The following is a 16,290-nucleotide window of genomic DNA, read 5'->3' as shown; positions in this document are numbered from 1 at the left end:
GGTGATCCGCCAGGCACATCATGACCGGTCAGAGCCGCTTTCTGCCAGGCTCACCGGCCATATCCCCCGACTCCCCGAGGAGTGTCCATGGCATTGCCGACCCGCGCCCGCCGGGCGCTGGCAGTTGCGGTCGCCGGTCTGCTCGGTGGCACCGCGCTGACCGCTCCACCGGCCGCCGCCGCGACCGGCTCCGGCCTCACCGGCGCGAGCGCACCGGCCACCCGGCACACCGTCACCCTGATCACCGGCGAGAAGGTCGACCTGACCACCGACGCGGCCGGCCGCTCCCGGGTCTCGCTCCAGCCCGACGAACAGGGCCGGATACCCGTCCACTTCACCCGCCAGGTCAACGGCGACCAGTACGTCTTCCCGCAGCGGGCCGCCGCCGCGCTGGCGGCCGGCTCTGTCGACAGGGCGCTGTTCAACATCAGCGCCCTGGTCCGCCAGGGCTACGACGACCAGGGCACCAAGGCGCTGCCGGTGATCGCGGTCTACCGCGACCAGCAGACCGCCGACAGCAGCGCCCCGGCCCGCAGCCGGTCCACCGGGGTGAAGTCGCTGAAGGCCGTGCACGGCGTCGCGTACCGCGCCGACAAGGGTGCGGCGAACGGGACCTGGGACAGTCTGGTGGGCCCCGACGGCAAGGGCCGGGACGGGCTGGCCAAGCTCTGGCTGGACCAGAAGGTCAAGGCCAGCCTGGAGTCCGAGACGAAGCAGATCGGCGCCCCCGCCGCCTGGGCGCTCGGCCTCGGCGGCCAGGGCGTCAAGGTCGCGGTGCTGGACACCGGCATCGACGCCGACCACCCCGACCTGGCCGGACAGGTACTGGACGCCCGGAACTTCACCGCCGAGACCCCCGACGCGGACGTGCACGACGCGGTCGGCCACGGCACCTTCGTCGCCTCCGAGATCGCCGGTACCGGCGCCGCCGGCAAGGGCGCCCAGCGCGGCGTCGCCACCGGGGCAAAGCTGCTGGTCGGCAAGGTGCTGGACGACTCCGGCTCCGGCACCGACTCCCAGATCATCGCGGGCATGCAGTGGGCCGTCGACTCCGGCGCCGACGTAGCCTCGATGTCGCTCGGCAGCTCCGAACCCACCGACTGCACCGACCCGATGTCGGTGGCCGCGCAGAGCCTGGCGAAGAGCTCGAAGACCCTGTTCGTGGTCGCGGCGGGCAACCTCGGCCAGTACCAGTCGGTCTCCTCGCCCGGCTGCGCGCCGGACGTGCTGACCGTCGGCGCCGTCGACTCGGCCGACCGCACCGCCTCGTTCTCCAGCCGGGGTTCGGTCACCGGCGTGCACACCCTCAAGCCCGAGATCGCCGCCCCCGGCGTGGACGTCACCGCGGCCGCCGCCGGCGGCCGGGGCGTGTACGCCTACACCGCGATGTCCGGCACCTCGATGGCCACCCCGCTGGTGGCCGGGGCCGCCGCGCTGCTCAAGCAGCGCCACCCCGACTGGACGGCCGACCGGCTCAAGGCCGCGCTGGTCTCCTCCGCCGACCCGACCCTCGCGGGCGACGTGCAGCAGATCGGCGGCGGCCGGCTGCGGGTCGGCCAGGCCGTCCAGCAGACCGTGCTGGGCTCCCCCGCCGTCGGCTTCGGGCAGTTCGCCTGGCCGCAGGTGAAGTCCGACACCCGCACCGTCCAGCTCCCCTACACCAACACCGGCAGCGCGCCGGTGAAGCTGCGGCTGACCGTGCAGCGCACCGACGGTGACGACGACTCGGCGATCGGCTCGAAGATCGTCCGGCTCGGCCGGGACAGCGTGACCGTCCCGGCGGGCGCCACCGTGCAGGTGCCGCTCACCCTGGACCCGACCGCCCGGCTGACGGGTGGTCAGTACGGCGACGTCACCGGCCGGGTGCTGGCCACCGACGAGGCCGGACGCACCGTCTCCACCCCGTTCAACGCGTACGTCGAGCCCGAGACGCTGGCCGTCCGGGTGAAGCTGACCGACCGGGACGGCCGGCCGGCCACCGCCGACACCGGGACCTCGGTCGACCTGATCGACATCAGCCAGTCCACCGGGCAGCGGGTCGCCCCCGACGCCAACGGCGAGCTCACCCTGCGGCTGCGCCCCGGCGTCTTCTCGCTCACCGGCTTCGTGGTCACCCCCGACCACCGGGACGCCACCGGCGAGGCGGCCCCGCGCTCGGTGACCGCGGTGGCGATGCCCGAGTTCAAGCTGACCAAGGACACCGTGCTCACCCTGGACGCCCGCAAGGCGGACCGGGTCGAGGTCCGCGGCGACCGCCAGCTGCGCACCCTGGACGCCACCCTCGAACTCTCCCGCTGGTGGGGCGAGAAGTGGGTGGACGCGATCGGCGCCCGGATCGGCAACGCCCCGGTCGAGCTGTACAGCTGGGGCTCCGGCAAGGCGAGCACCGGCGGCTTCGAGGCCGGCAGCTACCTGCGGATGGGCGCCGCACCGGTGGTGTTCACCGGCGCCGGGGTGACCCTGGAGCCGAACTACCTGCCGTACGCCGCCGAGGCCCGCCTGCCCGGCACCGGCTCGGCGAAACTGGTGGCCGCCCGCAGCGCCTCCGCCGCCGACCTCGCGGCGGCCGGCGCCACCGGACGGCTGGTGCTGGTGCCGGACGACGGCACCGACGCCAACGAGGTGAGCGCCAACGCGCAGGCGGCCGGCGCCGTCGCGGTGCTGACGTACCGTCCGACCCCCGGCTCGTTCCGGAAGAACGACATCAGCATGCACGCCCCGGTCTTCCAGATCACCGCCGACCAGGCCGCCGCGCTGACCGCCCGGCTCGGTGCCGGCAAGGGCGGCGTGACCCTGGCCTGGACCTCCACCCCCGACAGCCCGTACGTCTACAACCTGGCCTTCCACGACGACCGGCAGGTCCGGGCGAGCCAGCAGCACACCGTCCGCGACCGCGATCTCGCCACCGTCACCGAGACCTGGCACTCGCTCGGCGCGGCGACCCACATGTTCGAGTACGCCGACGCGGTGCGGCCGTGGAACCCGTACGCGCAGATCCCGGCCTTCCAGGGCCTGGTCGCCGCGCCGCTGACCAGGACCGCGTACTACACCGCCGACGACGGGCAGTGGGCCCACGCGGTGCAGAGCAGCTGGCCGTTCGCCGAGTACCTCACCGACGTCAACCGCTCCTACCGCAAGGGCGAGAGCCGCAGCGAGGAGTGGTACCGGGGCGTGCTGCGCCCGACCGGCGGCACCGGCACCGACGGGGCCGCCCGGCTGGTCGGCGAGCGGCAGGCGGACCGGATCGGGGTGGACTTCTCCCGCTCGCTGTGGAGCGACGCCGACCCGGACCACACCGGCACCATGTCGAACTTCGGCGACGGTGCGGGTGTCGAGCTGCTGGCCGACGGCACGTCGCTCGGCGAGTCCTGGTTCGGCCCGTTCAACGTCTGGGACCTGCCCGCCGGCGACGCCCAGTACCTGCTGAGGCTCACCCAGCAGCGGTTCTACCACCAGGACGTCTGGCAGCGCTCCAGCGCGGTGCGGACCGAGTTCTCGTTCCGCTCGCACGGCGACCCGGCGGTCTACTCGCAGGCGCTGCCGCTGCTCTTCCCGTCCTACGACCTCCCGGTGGACGCGGACAACACGGTGGCCGCCGGCCGGCTGCGGATCGGCCTCGCCGCCACCGGCCAGGCGGGGTACACCCCGGGGGCGCTCAAGTCCGCCGCCCTGTCGTACTCCTACGACGGCGGCACCACGTGGACGCCCGGTGCCCTGACCCGCAGTCACGGGCAGTGGACCGCCACCGTCGACCACACCGGCGCGGCGGCCGGCACCAAGGTCGCCCTCCGGGTCACCCTGACGGCGGCCGACGGGGTGTCGGTCACCCAGACCGTCGCCGACGCGTACGCGGTGCGCTGAGCCCAACGGGCCCCGGGGCGGTACCACCGCCCCGGGGCTCTAGCGTGCGCCGACCGGGAGCGGCGGCAGCAGCGGGTCGTTCAGCCAGTCCTGGAACAGCCCGTCCAGCGGCGCGGTCGCGTAGCGGTCGGCGTGCGCGGTGAAGTCGGCCGTGCCGACCACCCCGTGACGGTGTCTCACCGCCCAGTCCTTCACCAGCCGGAAGAACGCCTCGTCGCCCAGCTCGCAGCGCAGCGCGTGCACGGTGAGCCCGCCGCGCTGGTAGAGCCGGTCGTCGAACATCAGCTTCCGGCCCGGGTCGCCGAGCCGCAGGTCCTGCGGCAGCCCCGCCAGCAGGGCGTGCGCGGCGGCGGCGTGCTCGACCGCGCTGCGGCCGCCCGCGTGCTCGGACCAGAGCCACTCGGCGTACTTGGCGAAGCCCTCGTTCAGCCAGATGTGCCGCCAGTCGGCGATCGTCACGCTGTTGCCGAACCACTGGTGGGCCAGCTCGTGCGCGACCAGCCGCTCGGAGGTCCGGCTGCCGTCCAGGTGGTTGGTGCCGAATGTGGCCAGGCCCTGCGCCTCCACCGGCACGTCCAGCTCCTCGTCGGCCACCACCACCGCGTACTCGCCGAACGGGTACGGGCCGAACAGCTCCTCGAAGTGGTGCATCATCCGGGCCTGCCGGGCGAAGTCGATGGTGAACTCGGGCAGCAGCCGGGCCGGCAGGTAGGCGGTCTGCGGCACCGTCCGGTTCGGCGAGGGCGTCGGGGAGCCCTCGATCAGCCGGACCGTCTCGTACTGGCCGATCGAGACCGTCACCAGGTAGCTGGCGGTGGGGGCGGACTGCTCGTACACCCAGGTGGTGCTGGAGGACCGGGTGGTCCGGGTGAGCAGCCGGCCGCTGGCCACCACGGTGTACGGGGACGGGGTGGTGATCGAGATCTGGTAGCTCGCCTTGTCCGCCGGGCGGTCGTTGCACGGGTACCAGGAGGAGGCGCCGATCGGCTGACTGGCCACCAGGGCACCGTCCGTCAGCTCCTCCCAGCCCAGGCCGCCCCACTGGCTGCGGACCGGCTTCGGGTTGCCGGTGTAGTGCACCTCGACGGTGAACGCGGCCCCGGCGGCGAGCGCCTTGGCCGGCCGGATCCGCAGCTTGCCCGCCCGGTGGGTGTAGTGCGCGGCCTTGCCGTCCACCAGCACCCGGCCGATCCGGAACTCCGCGAGGTCGAGCGCGAACTCGGCCAGTGCCGCGCCGCCCGCCACCGCGCTGAGCCGGGCCGAGCCACCGAGGCGGTTCGGCCCTGGCCGGTAGTCCAGCGCGAGTTCGTAGCGGTGCACCCGGTAGCGGGCGTCCCCGTGGGTCGGGAAGTAGGGGTCGACGCCGGAGGGCGGCACCTGCTTGGGACTCACGGGTCGTACGCTCCTGCGTCTGTGCTGCCGGTCCGTCAGGACTGCCAGGATTCGATCGGGTTGCCCAGCCAGCGGGTGTCGGCCGGGACGGACTCCGCCCGCATCACCAGCGAGGCGGGCCCCAGCGTGCTGCGCGCGCCGACGGTGCTGCCGGGCAGCACGATGCCGCCCGGGCCGAGGGTGGCTCCCTCGTGAAGGATCACAGTATCCATCCGCATGATCCGGTCGTGGAAGAGGTGGGTCTGCAGCACGCAGCCCCGGTTCACGGTGACCCCGTCCCCGAGCGTGACCAGGTCCGCCTCGGGCAGCCAGTAGGTCTCGCACCAGACGCCCCGGCCGACCTTCGCGCCGAGCGAGCGCAGCCAGAGGTTGAGCACCGGTGTGCCGGGCACCGCACCGACCAGCCAGGGCACCGCGAGCACCTCGACGAAGGTGTCGGCCAGTTCGTTGCGCCAGACGAAGCCGCTCCACAGCGGGTGCTCGACCGCCCGGAACCGGCCCACCAGCAGCCACTTGGCGGCCACCGAGACCAGGCAGGCGGCCAGCCCGGCGGCCAGCAGCACCAGACCGGAGAGCAGCGCGGCGAGCAGCACCGAGCCGGTGGCCGCCAGCTGGGCCAGCACGCCCAGGGTCAGCAGGCCCAGCGCGGCGGAGGCGAACACCGGCACCAGCCGGCAGATCTCCACCAGGCCCCGGGCCCAGAGCAGCCGGGCCGGCGGGTCGTAGGTCAGGCTCTGGTCGGCGGTGTCGGCCGAACGGGGCAGCCGCATCGGCGGCATGCCGAGGTAGGAGCTGCCCTTCTTGGCCTTCTTCGGCGTCGCCGACAGCACGCCCACCAGGCCCCGGTCGGGCACCGCCCGGCCGAGCGCGGTCATCCCCGAGTTGCCGAGGAAGGCCCGCTCGCCGATCTCCGCCTCCCCGAGCCGCAGCCAGCCGCCGCCCAGTTCGTACGGGGCGATCAGGGTGTCGTCGGCCAGGAAGGCGCCGTCCCCGACCGTGGTCAGGCTGGGCAGCGCGAGCACCGTGGAGACCTCGGCCCGGCTGCCGATCTTCATGCCGAGCGCCCGCAGCCAGTACGGGGTGATCAGGCCCGCGTAGAGCGGGAAGAGCGTGCCCCGGGCCAGGTCCATCAGCTGACTGACCGTCCAGGCCTGCCAGCCGATCCGGCCGTGCAGCGGGTGACTGCCCGTCCGCAGACCCAGGCTCAGCAGCCGGACGGCGACCAGCAGCAGGGTCGCGTACACCAGGCCGTAGGCCAGGGTGGCCGGGACCAGCGCGAGCAGGGCGCCGGTCAGTGCGGCGCCGAGGCCGTCGCCGGGGTGCACGAAGCGGCTGACCACGAGCAGCGCGGCGAGTGCCGAGAGCACCGGCAGCAGGCTCAGGCCGAGGCCGCTGGCGCCGTACAGCGCGGCCCAGCGGGCCCGGCGCGGCGGGCGCTGCTTGGGCCAGCTGCGCTCGGCCTTGCCGAGCTTGGCGGCGGGCGCGCCGGCCCAGCGCTGGCCGGTGGGGATCTGGCCGGTGACGCCGGAGCCGGGCGCGACCTGGGCCCGCTTGCCGACCCGGGCGCCGGGCAGCAGGGTGCTGCGGGTGCCGATCACCGCGCCGGAGCCGACCCGGACCTGGCCGATCTCCAGCCGGTCGCCGTCCAGCCAGTAGCCGGACAGGTCGACCTCGGCCTCGATCGCGCAGCCCCGGCCGAGCCGGAGCAGGCCGGTCACCGGCGGCAGCGAGTGCAGGTCGACCTCGGGGCCGATCCGGGCGCCGAGCGCGCGGCCGTAGCGGACCAGCCAGGCACCGGACAGCTCGGTGGCGCCGGAGACCTCGGCCAGCCGCTCGGCGGTCCACAGCCGCAGGTGCAGGCCGCCACCGCGCGGGTAGCTGCCGGGGCGCAGACCGCGCAGCAGCAGCCGGGCACCGCCGGCCGCGATCGCCAGCCGTCCCGGCGGGCTGAACAGCAGCAGCGCGCCCGCGCCGACCAGCCACCAGGAGGCGGTGGGCGCCCACGGGTAGTCGCCGAACCAGGACAGCGCGTTGCCCAGGGCCAGCAGGCCGACCGTCCAGCGCAGGCCGACCAGGGTGAACAGCGGCAGCAGCAACAGCGTCTGCACCACCTTGGCCCGGGTCGGCACCTGCGCGATGGTGCGGGCCGAGCCGTCGCCCTGGGCGGAGCGCTCCAGGTGCCGGGCCAGCTTGCGCAGGGTGGGCTGCTGGTAGATGTCGAGCACGGCGGCGGCCGGGTAGCGGCTGCGCAGCAGCGTGGTCAGCCGGGCGGCGGCCAGGCTGCCGCCGCCGATCGCGAAGAAGTCGTCCTGGGCGCCGGAGACCTGGACCCCGAGGATCTCGCTCCACTGCTCGGCCAGCCAGGCTTCGGTGCCGTACAGCTGCTCACCGGGCCCGCCGGTGGTCAGCCCGGCCAGCGGCCAGGGCAGCGCGTCGCGGTCCACCTTGCCGGAGGTCCGGGTCGGCAGGCTCTCCACCGGGGCGAGCAGCGGCACCAGGGCGGCCGGGAGTTCGGCCCGCAGTTGCTCGACGGCGGCGGCCTGGTCCCAGCCGTCCTGGGTGACCAGGTAGCCGACCAGCAGCTGGTTGCCGCTCTTGGCGGTCCGGACGGCGGCGGCCGCGCCGGCCACCCCGGGCAGCGCCTGGAGGGCGGCGTCCACTTCGCCGAGCTCGATCCGGCGGCCGCCAAGCTTGATCTGCTCGTCGCCCCGGCCGAGGAAGACCAGGCCGGCCGGGTCGGCCTGCACCAGGTCGCCGCTGCGGTAGGCGCGGGCCCAGCCGAGCGACTCCAGCGGGGCGTACTTCTCGGCGTCCTTCGCCGGGTCGAGGTAGCGGGCCAGGCCGACGCCGCCGATCACCAGCTGGCCGGTGCCGCCCATCGGGACGGGCCGGCCGGCCTCGTCCACCACGGCCAGCTCCCAGCCGTCCAGCGGCAGGCCGATCCTGACCGGGCCCTCGCCGGTGAGCAGCGCGCCGCAGGCGACCACGGTGGCCTCGGTGGGGCCGTAGGTGTTCCACACCTCGCGGCCCTCGGTGACCAGGCGCTGGACCAGCTCGGGCGGGCAGGCCTCGCCGCCGAAGATCAGCAGCCGGACCTCGATCAGCGCCTCGGCGGGCCAGAGCGCGGCCAGCGTGGGCACGGTGGAGACCACGGTGATCTCCTGCTCGGCCAGCCAGGGGCCCAGATCGGCCCCGCCGCGCACCTGCGAGCGCGGGACGGGCACCAGGCAGGCGCCGTAGCGCCAGGCCAGCCACATCTCCTCGCAGGAGGCGTCGAAGGCGACCGAGAGACCGGCCATCACCCGGTCGCCGGGGCCGATCGGCTCCTCCTGGAGGAACATCGCGGCCTCGGCGTCCACGAAGGCGGCGGCGTTGGCGTGCGTGACGGCGACGCCCTTGGGCTTGCCGGTGGAGCCGGAGGTGAAGATGATCCAGGCGTCGTCGGCGGGGGCGGGCCGGACGCCGGGGCGGCCGGTGGTCGGCCGGCCGGTCACGGTCAGCGCGCGACCGGCGCCCAGGACGGCGGCCACGGCGGCCTCGCCGAAGACCAGCTCGGCCCGCTCGTCCGGGTCCTCGGCATCCACCGGGACGTACGCGGCGCCGGCCGCGAGCACGCCCAGGATGCAGATGTAGAGGTCGTTGCTCCCCGAGGGCACCCGGACGCCGACCCGGTCCCCGGCGCCGACCCCGGCGGCCGCCAGCCGGCGGCGCACCGTCTCCACCTCGGCGGCCAGCGCCCGGTAGCTCAGCGTGCTGTGGCCGTCGTCGAGGGCGGGCTCCTGGGGGTGTGCCCGGGCGGTGGTCTCCAGCACGTCCAGCAGGGTGCGGGTGGCCGGGGCCGGGCCGGCCGAGAACAGCGCGAGCGGGCCTGCGGCCTCGTCCTGCCGTTCCTGGTCCTGCCGGGTGGTGATCTGTGTCGTCACAGCTGCGTGCCCCTTGTCCGTCTCCCCCGTCCATGACCGATGCCAGGCCCTGGGGGGACTGCGCCGCACGCCCCGATCGGACGCCGCGCTCCAGGCCGAAGCGGACAACCCAACCGATGGTAGCCCGGCCCGGGGGCACTCGGACGGGGCCCCAACTCACCCGACTGGCCCAATTCGTCGGACAACTGACGATCCGTCAGGGGTGACCAACAGGTGAAACGACCGGAGTTGACGGACCGTCAGATGATCTGACGGTCCGTCAGCCCGGTTCGCCCGGTGTGACCCATGCCACAGCCGGGCGGGCGTGTCGCCCCCCGTTCCATCGGCGACACGCCCGGTCACGATCCGGCGCAGGGCGCCGGAAGTCCGGTCAGGAGAAGCTCCGGGTGGCCGTGATCCCGCCGTCCACCGGCAGCGTGACCCCGGCCACGTACGAGGCCCGGTCGCTGAGCAGCCAGGCCGCCGCCTGGGCCACCTCGACCGGGACGGCCACCCGGGCCAGCGGGGTGACCCGGGAGACCAGGGCCTCGAAGCCGGGGCCGGCCGCGAAGAACGGTTCGGTGCCCGGGGTCCGCACCACGCCGGGGGCGACCGCGTTGACCCTGATGCCGTACCGGGCGTAGTCGGCGGTGGCCGCCAGCACCAGGCCGGAGAGGCCGTGCTTGGCCGCCTGCTGGGTGCCGTCCCCGAAGCCGCCCACCAGGGCACCGACCCCGCTGTTCAGCACGATCGAACCGCCCCGGCCGCCCGCCACCAGGGCCCGCAGCTGGGCCCGCAGGCCGAGCCAGCTGCCGCGCAGGTTCACCGCGTGCACCGCGTCCCAGTCCGCCTCGGTCCGCTCGGCGAGCGGGGCCGGCACCGGGCCCGAGCCGGCGTTGCCGAAGGCGGCGTCCAGCCGCCCGTACGTCTCCAGTGCGACCTGGACGGAGCGCTCGGCCCCCTCCGCCGTACTGATGTCGGCCGCGACGGCCACCGCCGCCGCGCCGTCCGCGCGCAGCTCGGCGGCCAGCGCCTCCACCTGGTGACCGGTCCGGGCGGTCAGCACCAGCAGCGCACCCTCGGCGGCGAACAGCCGGGCGGCGGCCGCGCCGATACCCCGGCCCGCGCCGGTGACGATCGTGACCTTGTCGTCGAGAAGTCCCATGCGGCGAGCCTGCGGCCCATCGCCCACCGGTACCAGCGGCCGGTGTATCCGGGTACCGCGCAACCAGGGACAGCCAGGTCCTGGTCAACCCCCGGCCGCTGTGGCAGCGTGGGCGGATGCCCGAGACCCCGCTGGGCGCGTTCCTGCGCGCCCGCCGCCGACTCGCCCCCGTCCAGGCCGGGACGGCCGGTACGCGCCGCCGTACGCCCGGACTGCGCCGGGAGGAGGTGGCGGTGCGGGCGGGCATCTCCGCCGACTACTACGCCCGGCTCGAACAGGGCCGCCAGCGGGTGCCGACCGGGCCGGTGCTGGACGGACTGGCCGAGGCGCTGATGCTGGCCGCCCCCGAGCGGGCGTACCTGCACCGGCTGGCGCACCGCCAGCGGCCACCCGCGCCGGACGCACCGGAGCCGGCGGCCGTCCCCGCCGCCACCCTGGCCCTGCTCGGCACCCTGACCGAGGTGCCCGCCTTCGTCACCGGCCCGCGCTTCGACCTGCTCGCCTGCAACCCGCGCGCCGACGCCCTGCTGGCCACCCCGATGGCCCGGCCGGTCCACGAGCGCAACCTGCTCTGGCAGGTGTTCTGCTGCCCGTACGCGGCGGCCGCCCCGGACAACCTCGCGCCGGACGGCTGGATCGGGGCCGACCTGGTCGCGGGCCTGCGGGCGCACCACGCGGACCGTCCGGCCGACCGGCCACTGGCCGCCCTGGTGGGTCAACTGGAGCGCTGGAGCCCGGCGTTCGCCGCCCTCTGGGCGCAGCACCGGGCCGGGCCGCCGCGCCGGGGGCGGCTGTCCGTCCCGGCCCCGGCCGAGGATCCCGGGACCTTCGAGTACACCGTGCTGAGCCTGCCCGAGGCCGACCAGCACCTCTTCATGCTGGTCGGCCCGGACCGGAGCTGACGGCCGCTCAGGCGCCGGGCCCCGGTGGGAAGGCCCGGGCGAGCAGCTCGGAGAGACTGCGGCGCCCGGTGTCGTCGAGCTGCGCCAGGCCGGGCAGGCCGGTGGTGATCTCGGCCCTGATCCGCCGGACGGCGGCCTCCCCTTCCGGGGTCAGCAGCACGGTCTTGACCCGGCGGTCGGCCGGGTCGGGCTCCCGGCGGAGCAGGCCGCGTGCCTCCAGCCGGTCGACCAGGCCGGTGACGTTGGAGGCGTCGCAGCCGAGCAGCTCGGCCAGCGCCCGCATCGGCATCGGCCGCCCGAGCAGGCTGAGCAGCTTGCCCTGGATCAGGGTGAGGCCCTGGCCGCCGGCCACCACGGCGAAGCTGCGGTAGTAGCAGGCGGCGGCGTGCGCGAGCTGCTCCATGAGCAGCTCGGGGCCGGGCGCGGTGGTGGGGGTGGTCGGGTTCATGGCTCCAGTCTAGGCCCGATTACTTGACATCCTCAATCATCGAGGTCTACCTTCGATTTATTGCTTGATGAGTTCAACCATCTACTTCATCAAATCTTTCTGCTCTGGAGCACCACCATGAAGGCCATCACGTACCGCACCTACGGCAGCCCCGACGTCCTGGAGTTCGGCGAGGTCCCGCAGCCCAAGCTCGGCCCGGACTCGGTCCTGGTCAAGGTCCGGGCCGCCTCGGTCAACCCGGTGGACTGGAAGATCCAGGCCGGCTACCTGGACAGCGCACTGGACGTGGTCTTCCCGGTCATCCCGGGCTGGGACGTCTCCGGCGTGGTGGAGCAGGTCGGCGTGAGCGTCACCGAGTTCACCCCCGGTGACGAGGTGATCGGCTACGTCCGGGAGGACCTGGTCGGCCGGGGCACCTTCGCCGAGTACGTCGCGGCGCCGGTCCGCACCCTGGCGCACAAGCCCGCCGCGCTCTCCTTCGAGGCCGCCGCCGGCCTGCCGCTGGCCGGGCTGACCGCCTACCAGGCGCTCACCAAGGCGCTGGAGGTCAAGCCCGGCGAGACGGTGCTGGTGCACGCGGCGGCCGGCGGCGTCGGCTCGCTGGCGGTCCAGGTCGCCACCGCGCTCGGCGCCCGGGTGATCGGCACCGCGAGCGAGCGCAACCACGACTTCCTGCGCGGCCTGGGCGCCGAGCCGGTCGCCTACGGCGAGGGCCTGACCGACCGGGTCCGCGCGCTCGCCCCCGACGGCGTGGACGCCGTGCTCGACCTGGTCGGCGGCGACGCCCTCCAGGTCTCCCCCGGCCTGCTCGCCGAGGGCGGCCGGCTGGCCTCGATCGCCGACGGCGCCGTGCTCGCCCTCGGCGGCAAGTACGTCTTCGTCCGCCCCGACACCGCCGACCTCACCGCACTGGCCGAGCTCGCCGACCAGGGCCTGCTGACCGTCGAGGTGGCCGCCACCTTCCCGCTGGAGCGGACCGCCGACGCCCAGCGCCTGAACGCCGAGGGCCACACCCGCGGCAAGATCGTCGTCACCGTCGCCTGAGACCCTCCGACGGCCGGGGCGGGCCGCACCGCCCGCCCCGGCATCCACCGACCTCCCGGAGCCCGAACACCATGACCACACCCTCCGCCGCCACCGTGGTGGCCGGTCTGCGCGCCACCTTCGCCACCGGCCGGACCAGGCCGGTCGACTGGCGGCTCGGCCAGCTCGCCGCGCTGCGCGCCCTGCTCACCGAGCAGAGCGAGGCGTTCCAGCAGGCCCTGCACGCCGACCTGGGCAAGGGCCCGGCCGAGGCGTACCGCACCGAGATCGGCTTCACCCTGCACGAACTCGACCACACGGTACGGAACCTGACGCACTGGCTGGAGCCGAAGGCCGCCGCCGTGCCCGCCGTGTTCCAGCCGGCCGAGGCCAAGGTGATCCGGGAGCCGCTCGGCGTGGTGCTGGTGATCGCCCCCTGGAACTACCCGCTGCAGCTCGCGCTCGCCCCGCTGGTGGGCGCGCTGGCGGCCGGCAACACCGTGCTGCTGAAGCCGAGCGAGCTGGCCCCCGCCACCTCGGCCGCGATCGCCCGGCTGCTGCCGCGCTACCTCGACCCGGAGGCCGTCGCGGTGGTCGAGGGCGCGGTGCCGGAGACCACCGCCCTGCTGGAGCAGCGCTTCGACCACATCTTCTACACCGGCAACGGCGCCGTCGGCCGGATCGTGATGGCCGCCGCCGCCAAGCACCTCACCCCGGTCACCCTGGAGCTCGGCGGCAAGAGCCCGGTGATCATCGACACCGACGCCGACCTCGCCGTCACCGCCCGACGCCTGGTCCGGGGCAAGTTCCTGAACGCCGGTCAGACCTGCGTCGCCCCGGACTACGTGCTCGCCGTCGGCGGCACCGCCGCCGCGCTGGAGTCCGAGCTCGCCACGGCGGTGCGGGAGACCTACGGCGACGACCCGTCGGCCGACCCGGAGTACGGACGGATCGTCAACTCCCGGCACTTCGACCGGCTGACCGCCCTGCTCGGCGACGGCCGCACCGTCACTGGCGGCACCCACCACCGCGACACCCGGTACCTGGCGCCGACCGTGCTGGCCGACGTCTCCCCCGAGGCACCGGTGATGCAGGCCGAGATCTTCGGCCCGGTCCTGCCGGTGCTCGCGGTCCCCGACCTGGACGCGGCGATCGCCTTCGTCAACGGGCGGGACAAGCCGCTCGCGCTCTACGCCTTCACCGAATCCGAGCGCACCAAGCAGCGGCTCAGCGACGAAACCTCCTCCGGCGCCCTGGTGTTCGGCCTGCCGGTCTCCCACCTGGCCGTCCCCGAACTCCCCTTCGGCGGCGTCGGCGAGAGCGGCATGGGCCGCTACCACGGCGAGTACTCGATCGACACCTTCAGCCACACCAAGGCGGTACTGGACAAGCCGCTCCACTAGGAGCCGTCCTCGCGGAGGATGGGACCGACCCCGACGGGGCCGGTCCCATTTTTCTCTCCCGGATGTCACCCGATCCGGGGCTCCGCCGCGTCAGAGGAGCATGACGATGGATGGTGATCCGTTCGACGAGTTCGTCGGGGCGCGGTACCAGGCGCTGCTCCGTGGCGCGTGCCTGCTCGCCGGGAACCCGCACGACGCCCGGGACCTGCTGCACGACACGCTGGCCCGGGTGTACGTCCGGCGGCACTCGATCCGGGACGTGGCGGCGACCGAGGCGTTCGTCCGCCGGACCATGGTGCGGACCCACGTCTCACGCTGGCGGCGCAGCCGGCACGAGATCCCGGCGCCCCGGCTCCCGGACCTCCCGGCGGCCGAACCGGCCGACCCGGACGAACGGTTGACCCGGGTGCTCCGGGCGCTGCCGCCCCGGCAGCGGGCGGTGGTGGTGCTGCGGTACTACACCGACCTCCCGATGGCCCAGGTGGCACGGGAACTGGGCTGCTCGCCCGAGACCGCCAAGACCCACCTGGCCCGGGCCATGAAGACCCTCAGGCGCGAGCTGGCGCCCGCTCAGCAGGAGGAACGCCATGGGATTTGACCAGGACCGGCACGACGAGCGGCTCGGCCGGTCGCTGTCCGAGCGGCTGTCCGCGGTGGCCGACGCGCAGGCCGGGCCGGCGCTGCCCGCAGGGGTGCCGCTGGCCGAGCTCCGGGCCGCCGGGCGGCGGCGGGTGCGGCGGCGGCGAGGGCTGCAGACGGCCGCGGTGGTCCTGGCGGTGGCCGGCAGTCTCTCGCTCGGGCTCCAGCTCCGGTCGGCCGGCACCCCGCGTCCCGTGTCGGGGGCCTCACCGGTGGCGTCCCCGTCCTCGCCCTCCCCCGCCGCCTCGTCCGGGGCGCCGTCCGCCCCCGCACCCCCGGCCGACCCGTTCGCGTGCCCGGGGAGTTCCCCCGCCTCGGAGTCGCCGACCGATCCGGGTCCGTCCGGGCCCGCCAACGACCCCGTCGTCCAGACGGCGGCCGGGACGGTGTCGGCACTCGGCCCGCGCGACTACCCGGAGCAGTTCGCCGGCGTCTGCGTCGACTCCGCCGAGCACACCCTCTACGTGTACCGGGTACCGGGCTCCGACTTCGACACCGCCGCCCGGCAGCAGGCCCAACGCCCCGGGCTCACCCTGCGGTTCGTCGACGCGAAGTACAGCGCCGCCCAGCTGAAGCCGATCGCCGCGCGGATCAGGGCCGACCTGCCCTGGCGGTCCCTGGACGGCACGATCACCAGCGTCTCGACGATGGCGGACGGCAGCGGGATCAGGGTGGGCTCGGCTCGGGCGAACGCGGTGCGGGCCGAACTCCTCGCCGCCTACGGACCGGCCGTGACGGTGGTCCAGGAGGAGGCGCCGCAGGCGGACTGACCGGCGGACGGCCGACCCGCCCCGGCGTGACCGGCCGTCAGGACCGGCCGGTCACGAAGCCGCCGTCCACCCGCAGCACGTGCCCCGTGACGAAGCCCGCCGTGGCCAGGTAGCGGACCGCCTCGGCGATCTCACCGACCTCGCCGACCCGGTTCAGCAGGGCCAGACCGCCCAGGTCGTCCACCTCGCCGCCCTCGTGCAGCGGGGTCCGGACGATGCCGGGCGCGACCAGGTTGACCCGGATGCCGTCGGCGGCCAGCTCGGCGGCCAGGCTCACCGTCAGGGCGTGCACCCCGGCCTTGCTGACGATCGGGGCCGAGCACGGGAAGCCCGCCAGCGCGTGCTCGACCAGCACGGTGCCGATGTTGACCACGCTGCCGCCACCGCCCTGTCGGCGCAGCTGCCTGACCACCGCCTGGGTGGTCAGGTAGGTGCCCTTGAGGTTGCCGCCCAGGAAGCCGTCCAGCTCCTCCTCGGTGACCTCGGTGAACGGCTTCGCCGCGAACGTCCCGGCGTTGTTGACCAGCACGTCCACCCGGCCGAACCGCTCGACCGCCGTCCGCACCAGCGCCTCGCCGGTCGCCGCGTCGCCGATCCCGCCGCTCACGGTGGCCACCCGCTCCGCCGCGCCGAGCTGCGCGGCCGCCTTGGCCAGCCGCTCCGGGTCCCGCCCGTTCAGGACCACGTTGGCCCCGTCCGCCAGGAAGAGCCGGGCGATGTCGAGACCGATGCCGCTGGACGAGCCGGTGACCACGACGGTGTTGTTGCCGGACATGGTTGATCCT

Annotated in this window: 11 protein-coding genes; 6 read left to right on the top strand and 5 right to left on the bottom strand. The window is 74.7% G+C overall.

The window, feature by feature from the left end:
- The first annotated feature begins 87 nt into the window (after window positions 1-87).
- The gene (locus OHV05_RS31285; protein WP_405020671.1) at window positions 88-3,861 is read left to right on the top strand and encodes a S8 family serine peptidase; all 3,774 of its coding nucleotides are present in this window, start codon (window positions 88-90) and stop codon (window positions 3,859-3,861) included.
- A gap of 39 nt (window positions 3,862-3,900) precedes the next feature.
- Here OHV05_RS31285 and OHV05_RS31280 read toward each other — a convergent pair whose 3' ends face one another.
- The 3 genes from OHV05_RS31280 to OHV05_RS31270 form a co-directional block, all read right to left on the bottom strand.
- Window positions 3,901-5,253 carry a M1 family metallopeptidase gene (locus OHV05_RS31280; protein ID WP_405020670.1) on the bottom strand — a complete coding sequence of 451 codons (1,353 nt, stop codon included), beginning with the start codon at window positions 5,251-5,253 and terminating at the stop codon, window positions 3,901-3,903.
- A 35-nt stretch (window positions 5,254-5,288) separates the two neighbouring features.
- Window positions 5,289-9,176: a Pls/PosA family non-ribosomal peptide synthetase gene (locus OHV05_RS31275; protein WP_405020669.1), complete on the bottom strand. Its 3,888-nt coding sequence runs from the start codon at window positions 9,174-9,176 to the stop codon at window positions 5,289-5,291.
- A 370-nt stretch (window positions 9,177-9,546) separates the two neighbouring features.
- Window positions 9,547-10,320: an SDR family NAD(P)-dependent oxidoreductase gene (locus OHV05_RS31270; protein WP_405020668.1), complete on the bottom strand. Its 774-nt coding sequence runs from the start codon at window positions 10,318-10,320 to the stop codon at window positions 9,547-9,549.
- Window positions 10,321-10,436: 116 nt separating this feature from the next.
- On the opposite strand from OHV05_RS31270, the gene OHV05_RS31265 reads away from it, so the two are divergent.
- Complete coding sequence (locus OHV05_RS31265; protein WP_405020667.1) at window positions 10,437-11,222, top strand: helix-turn-helix transcriptional regulator; 786 nt, start codon at window positions 10,437-10,439, stop codon at window positions 11,220-11,222.
- 7 nt (window positions 11,223-11,229) lie between these two features.
- Here OHV05_RS31265 and OHV05_RS31260 read toward each other — a convergent pair whose 3' ends face one another.
- On the bottom strand, window positions 11,230-11,670 hold the full coding sequence (locus OHV05_RS31260; RefSeq protein WP_405020666.1) for a MarR family winged helix-turn-helix transcriptional regulator: 441 nt from the start codon (window positions 11,668-11,670) through the stop codon (window positions 11,230-11,232).
- 117 nt (window positions 11,671-11,787) lie between these two features.
- On the opposite strand from OHV05_RS31260, the gene OHV05_RS31255 reads away from it, so the two are divergent.
- The 4 genes from OHV05_RS31255 (at window position 11,788) to OHV05_RS31240 (ending at window position 15,505) form a co-directional block, all read left to right on the top strand.
- Window positions 11,788-12,714, top strand: coding sequence for an NADP-dependent oxidoreductase (locus OHV05_RS31255; RefSeq protein ID WP_405020665.1), 927 nt, complete (start codon window positions 11,788-11,790; stop codon window positions 12,712-12,714).
- Window positions 12,715-12,785: 71 nt separating this feature from the next.
- On the top strand, window positions 12,786-14,096 hold the full coding sequence (locus OHV05_RS31250) for an aldehyde dehydrogenase family protein (RefSeq protein WP_405020664.1): 1,311 nt from the start codon (window positions 12,786-12,788) through the stop codon (window positions 14,094-14,096).
- A 106-nt stretch (window positions 14,097-14,202) separates the two neighbouring features.
- Window positions 14,203-14,694: a SigE family RNA polymerase sigma factor gene (locus OHV05_RS31245; protein WP_405020663.1), complete on the top strand. Its 492-nt coding sequence runs from the start codon at window positions 14,203-14,205 to the stop codon at window positions 14,692-14,694.
- Window positions 14,684-15,505 (top strand): hypothetical protein, encoded by an 822-nt coding sequence (locus OHV05_RS31240; protein ID WP_405020662.1) that lies wholly within the window; start codon window positions 14,684-14,686, stop codon window positions 15,503-15,505. Before OHV05_RS31245 ends, OHV05_RS31240 begins: the two co-directional genes overlap by 11 nt.
- 37 nt (window positions 15,506-15,542) lie before the next feature.
- On the opposite strand, the gene OHV05_RS31235 is transcribed toward OHV05_RS31240, so the two are convergent.
- The gene (locus OHV05_RS31235) at window positions 15,543-16,280 is read right to left on the bottom strand and encodes an SDR family NAD(P)-dependent oxidoreductase (protein ID WP_405020661.1); all 738 of its coding nucleotides are present in this window, start codon (window positions 16,278-16,280) and stop codon (window positions 15,543-15,545) included.
- Between the last annotated feature and the right edge of the window lie 10 nt (window positions 16,281-16,290).

Origin of the sequence: Kitasatospora sp. NBC_00070, assembly GCF_045041205.1 — a bacterium.
In the GTDB taxonomy this organism is placed as follows: Bacteria; Actinomycetota; Actinomycetes; order Streptomycetales; family Streptomycetaceae; genus Kitasatospora.
The sequence above is the reverse complement of the archived record's forward strand: the minus strand, read 5'-3'. Positions and strand labels throughout refer to the sequence as shown.

What these genes read in the sequence shown, in the direction of transcription:
- OHV05_RS31285 (WP_405020671.1), top strand. Translation starts at nt 88, where the DNA reads ATGGCATTGCCGACCCGCGCCCGCCGGGCGCTGGCAGTTGCGGTCGCC.
- OHV05_RS31240 (WP_405020662.1), top strand. Translation starts at nt 14,684, where the DNA reads ATGGGATTTGACCAGGACCGGCACGACGAGCGGCTCGGCCGGTCGCTG.
- OHV05_RS31265 (WP_405020667.1), top strand. Translation starts at nt 10,437, where the DNA reads ATGCCCGAGACCCCGCTGGGCGCGTTCCTGCGCGCCCGCCGCCGACTC.
- OHV05_RS31245 (WP_405020663.1), top strand. Translation starts at nt 14,203, where the DNA reads ATGGATGGTGATCCGTTCGACGAGTTCGTCGGGGCGCGGTACCAGGCG.
- OHV05_RS31235 (WP_405020661.1), bottom strand. Translation starts at nt 16,280, where the DNA reads ATGTCCGGCAACAACACCGTCGTGGTCACCGGCTCGTCCAGCGGCATC.
- OHV05_RS31250 (WP_405020664.1), top strand. Translation starts at nt 12,786, where the DNA reads ATGACCACACCCTCCGCCGCCACCGTGGTGGCCGGTCTGCGCGCCACC.
- OHV05_RS31255 (WP_405020665.1), top strand. Translation starts at nt 11,788, where the DNA reads ATGAAGGCCATCACGTACCGCACCTACGGCAGCCCCGACGTCCTGGAG.
- OHV05_RS31260 (WP_405020666.1), bottom strand. Translation starts at nt 11,670, where the DNA reads ATGAACCCGACCACCCCCACCACCGCGCCCGGCCCCGAGCTGCTCATG.
- OHV05_RS31270 (WP_405020668.1), bottom strand. Translation starts at nt 10,320, where the DNA reads ATGGGACTTCTCGACGACAAGGTCACGATCGTCACCGGCGCGGGCCGG.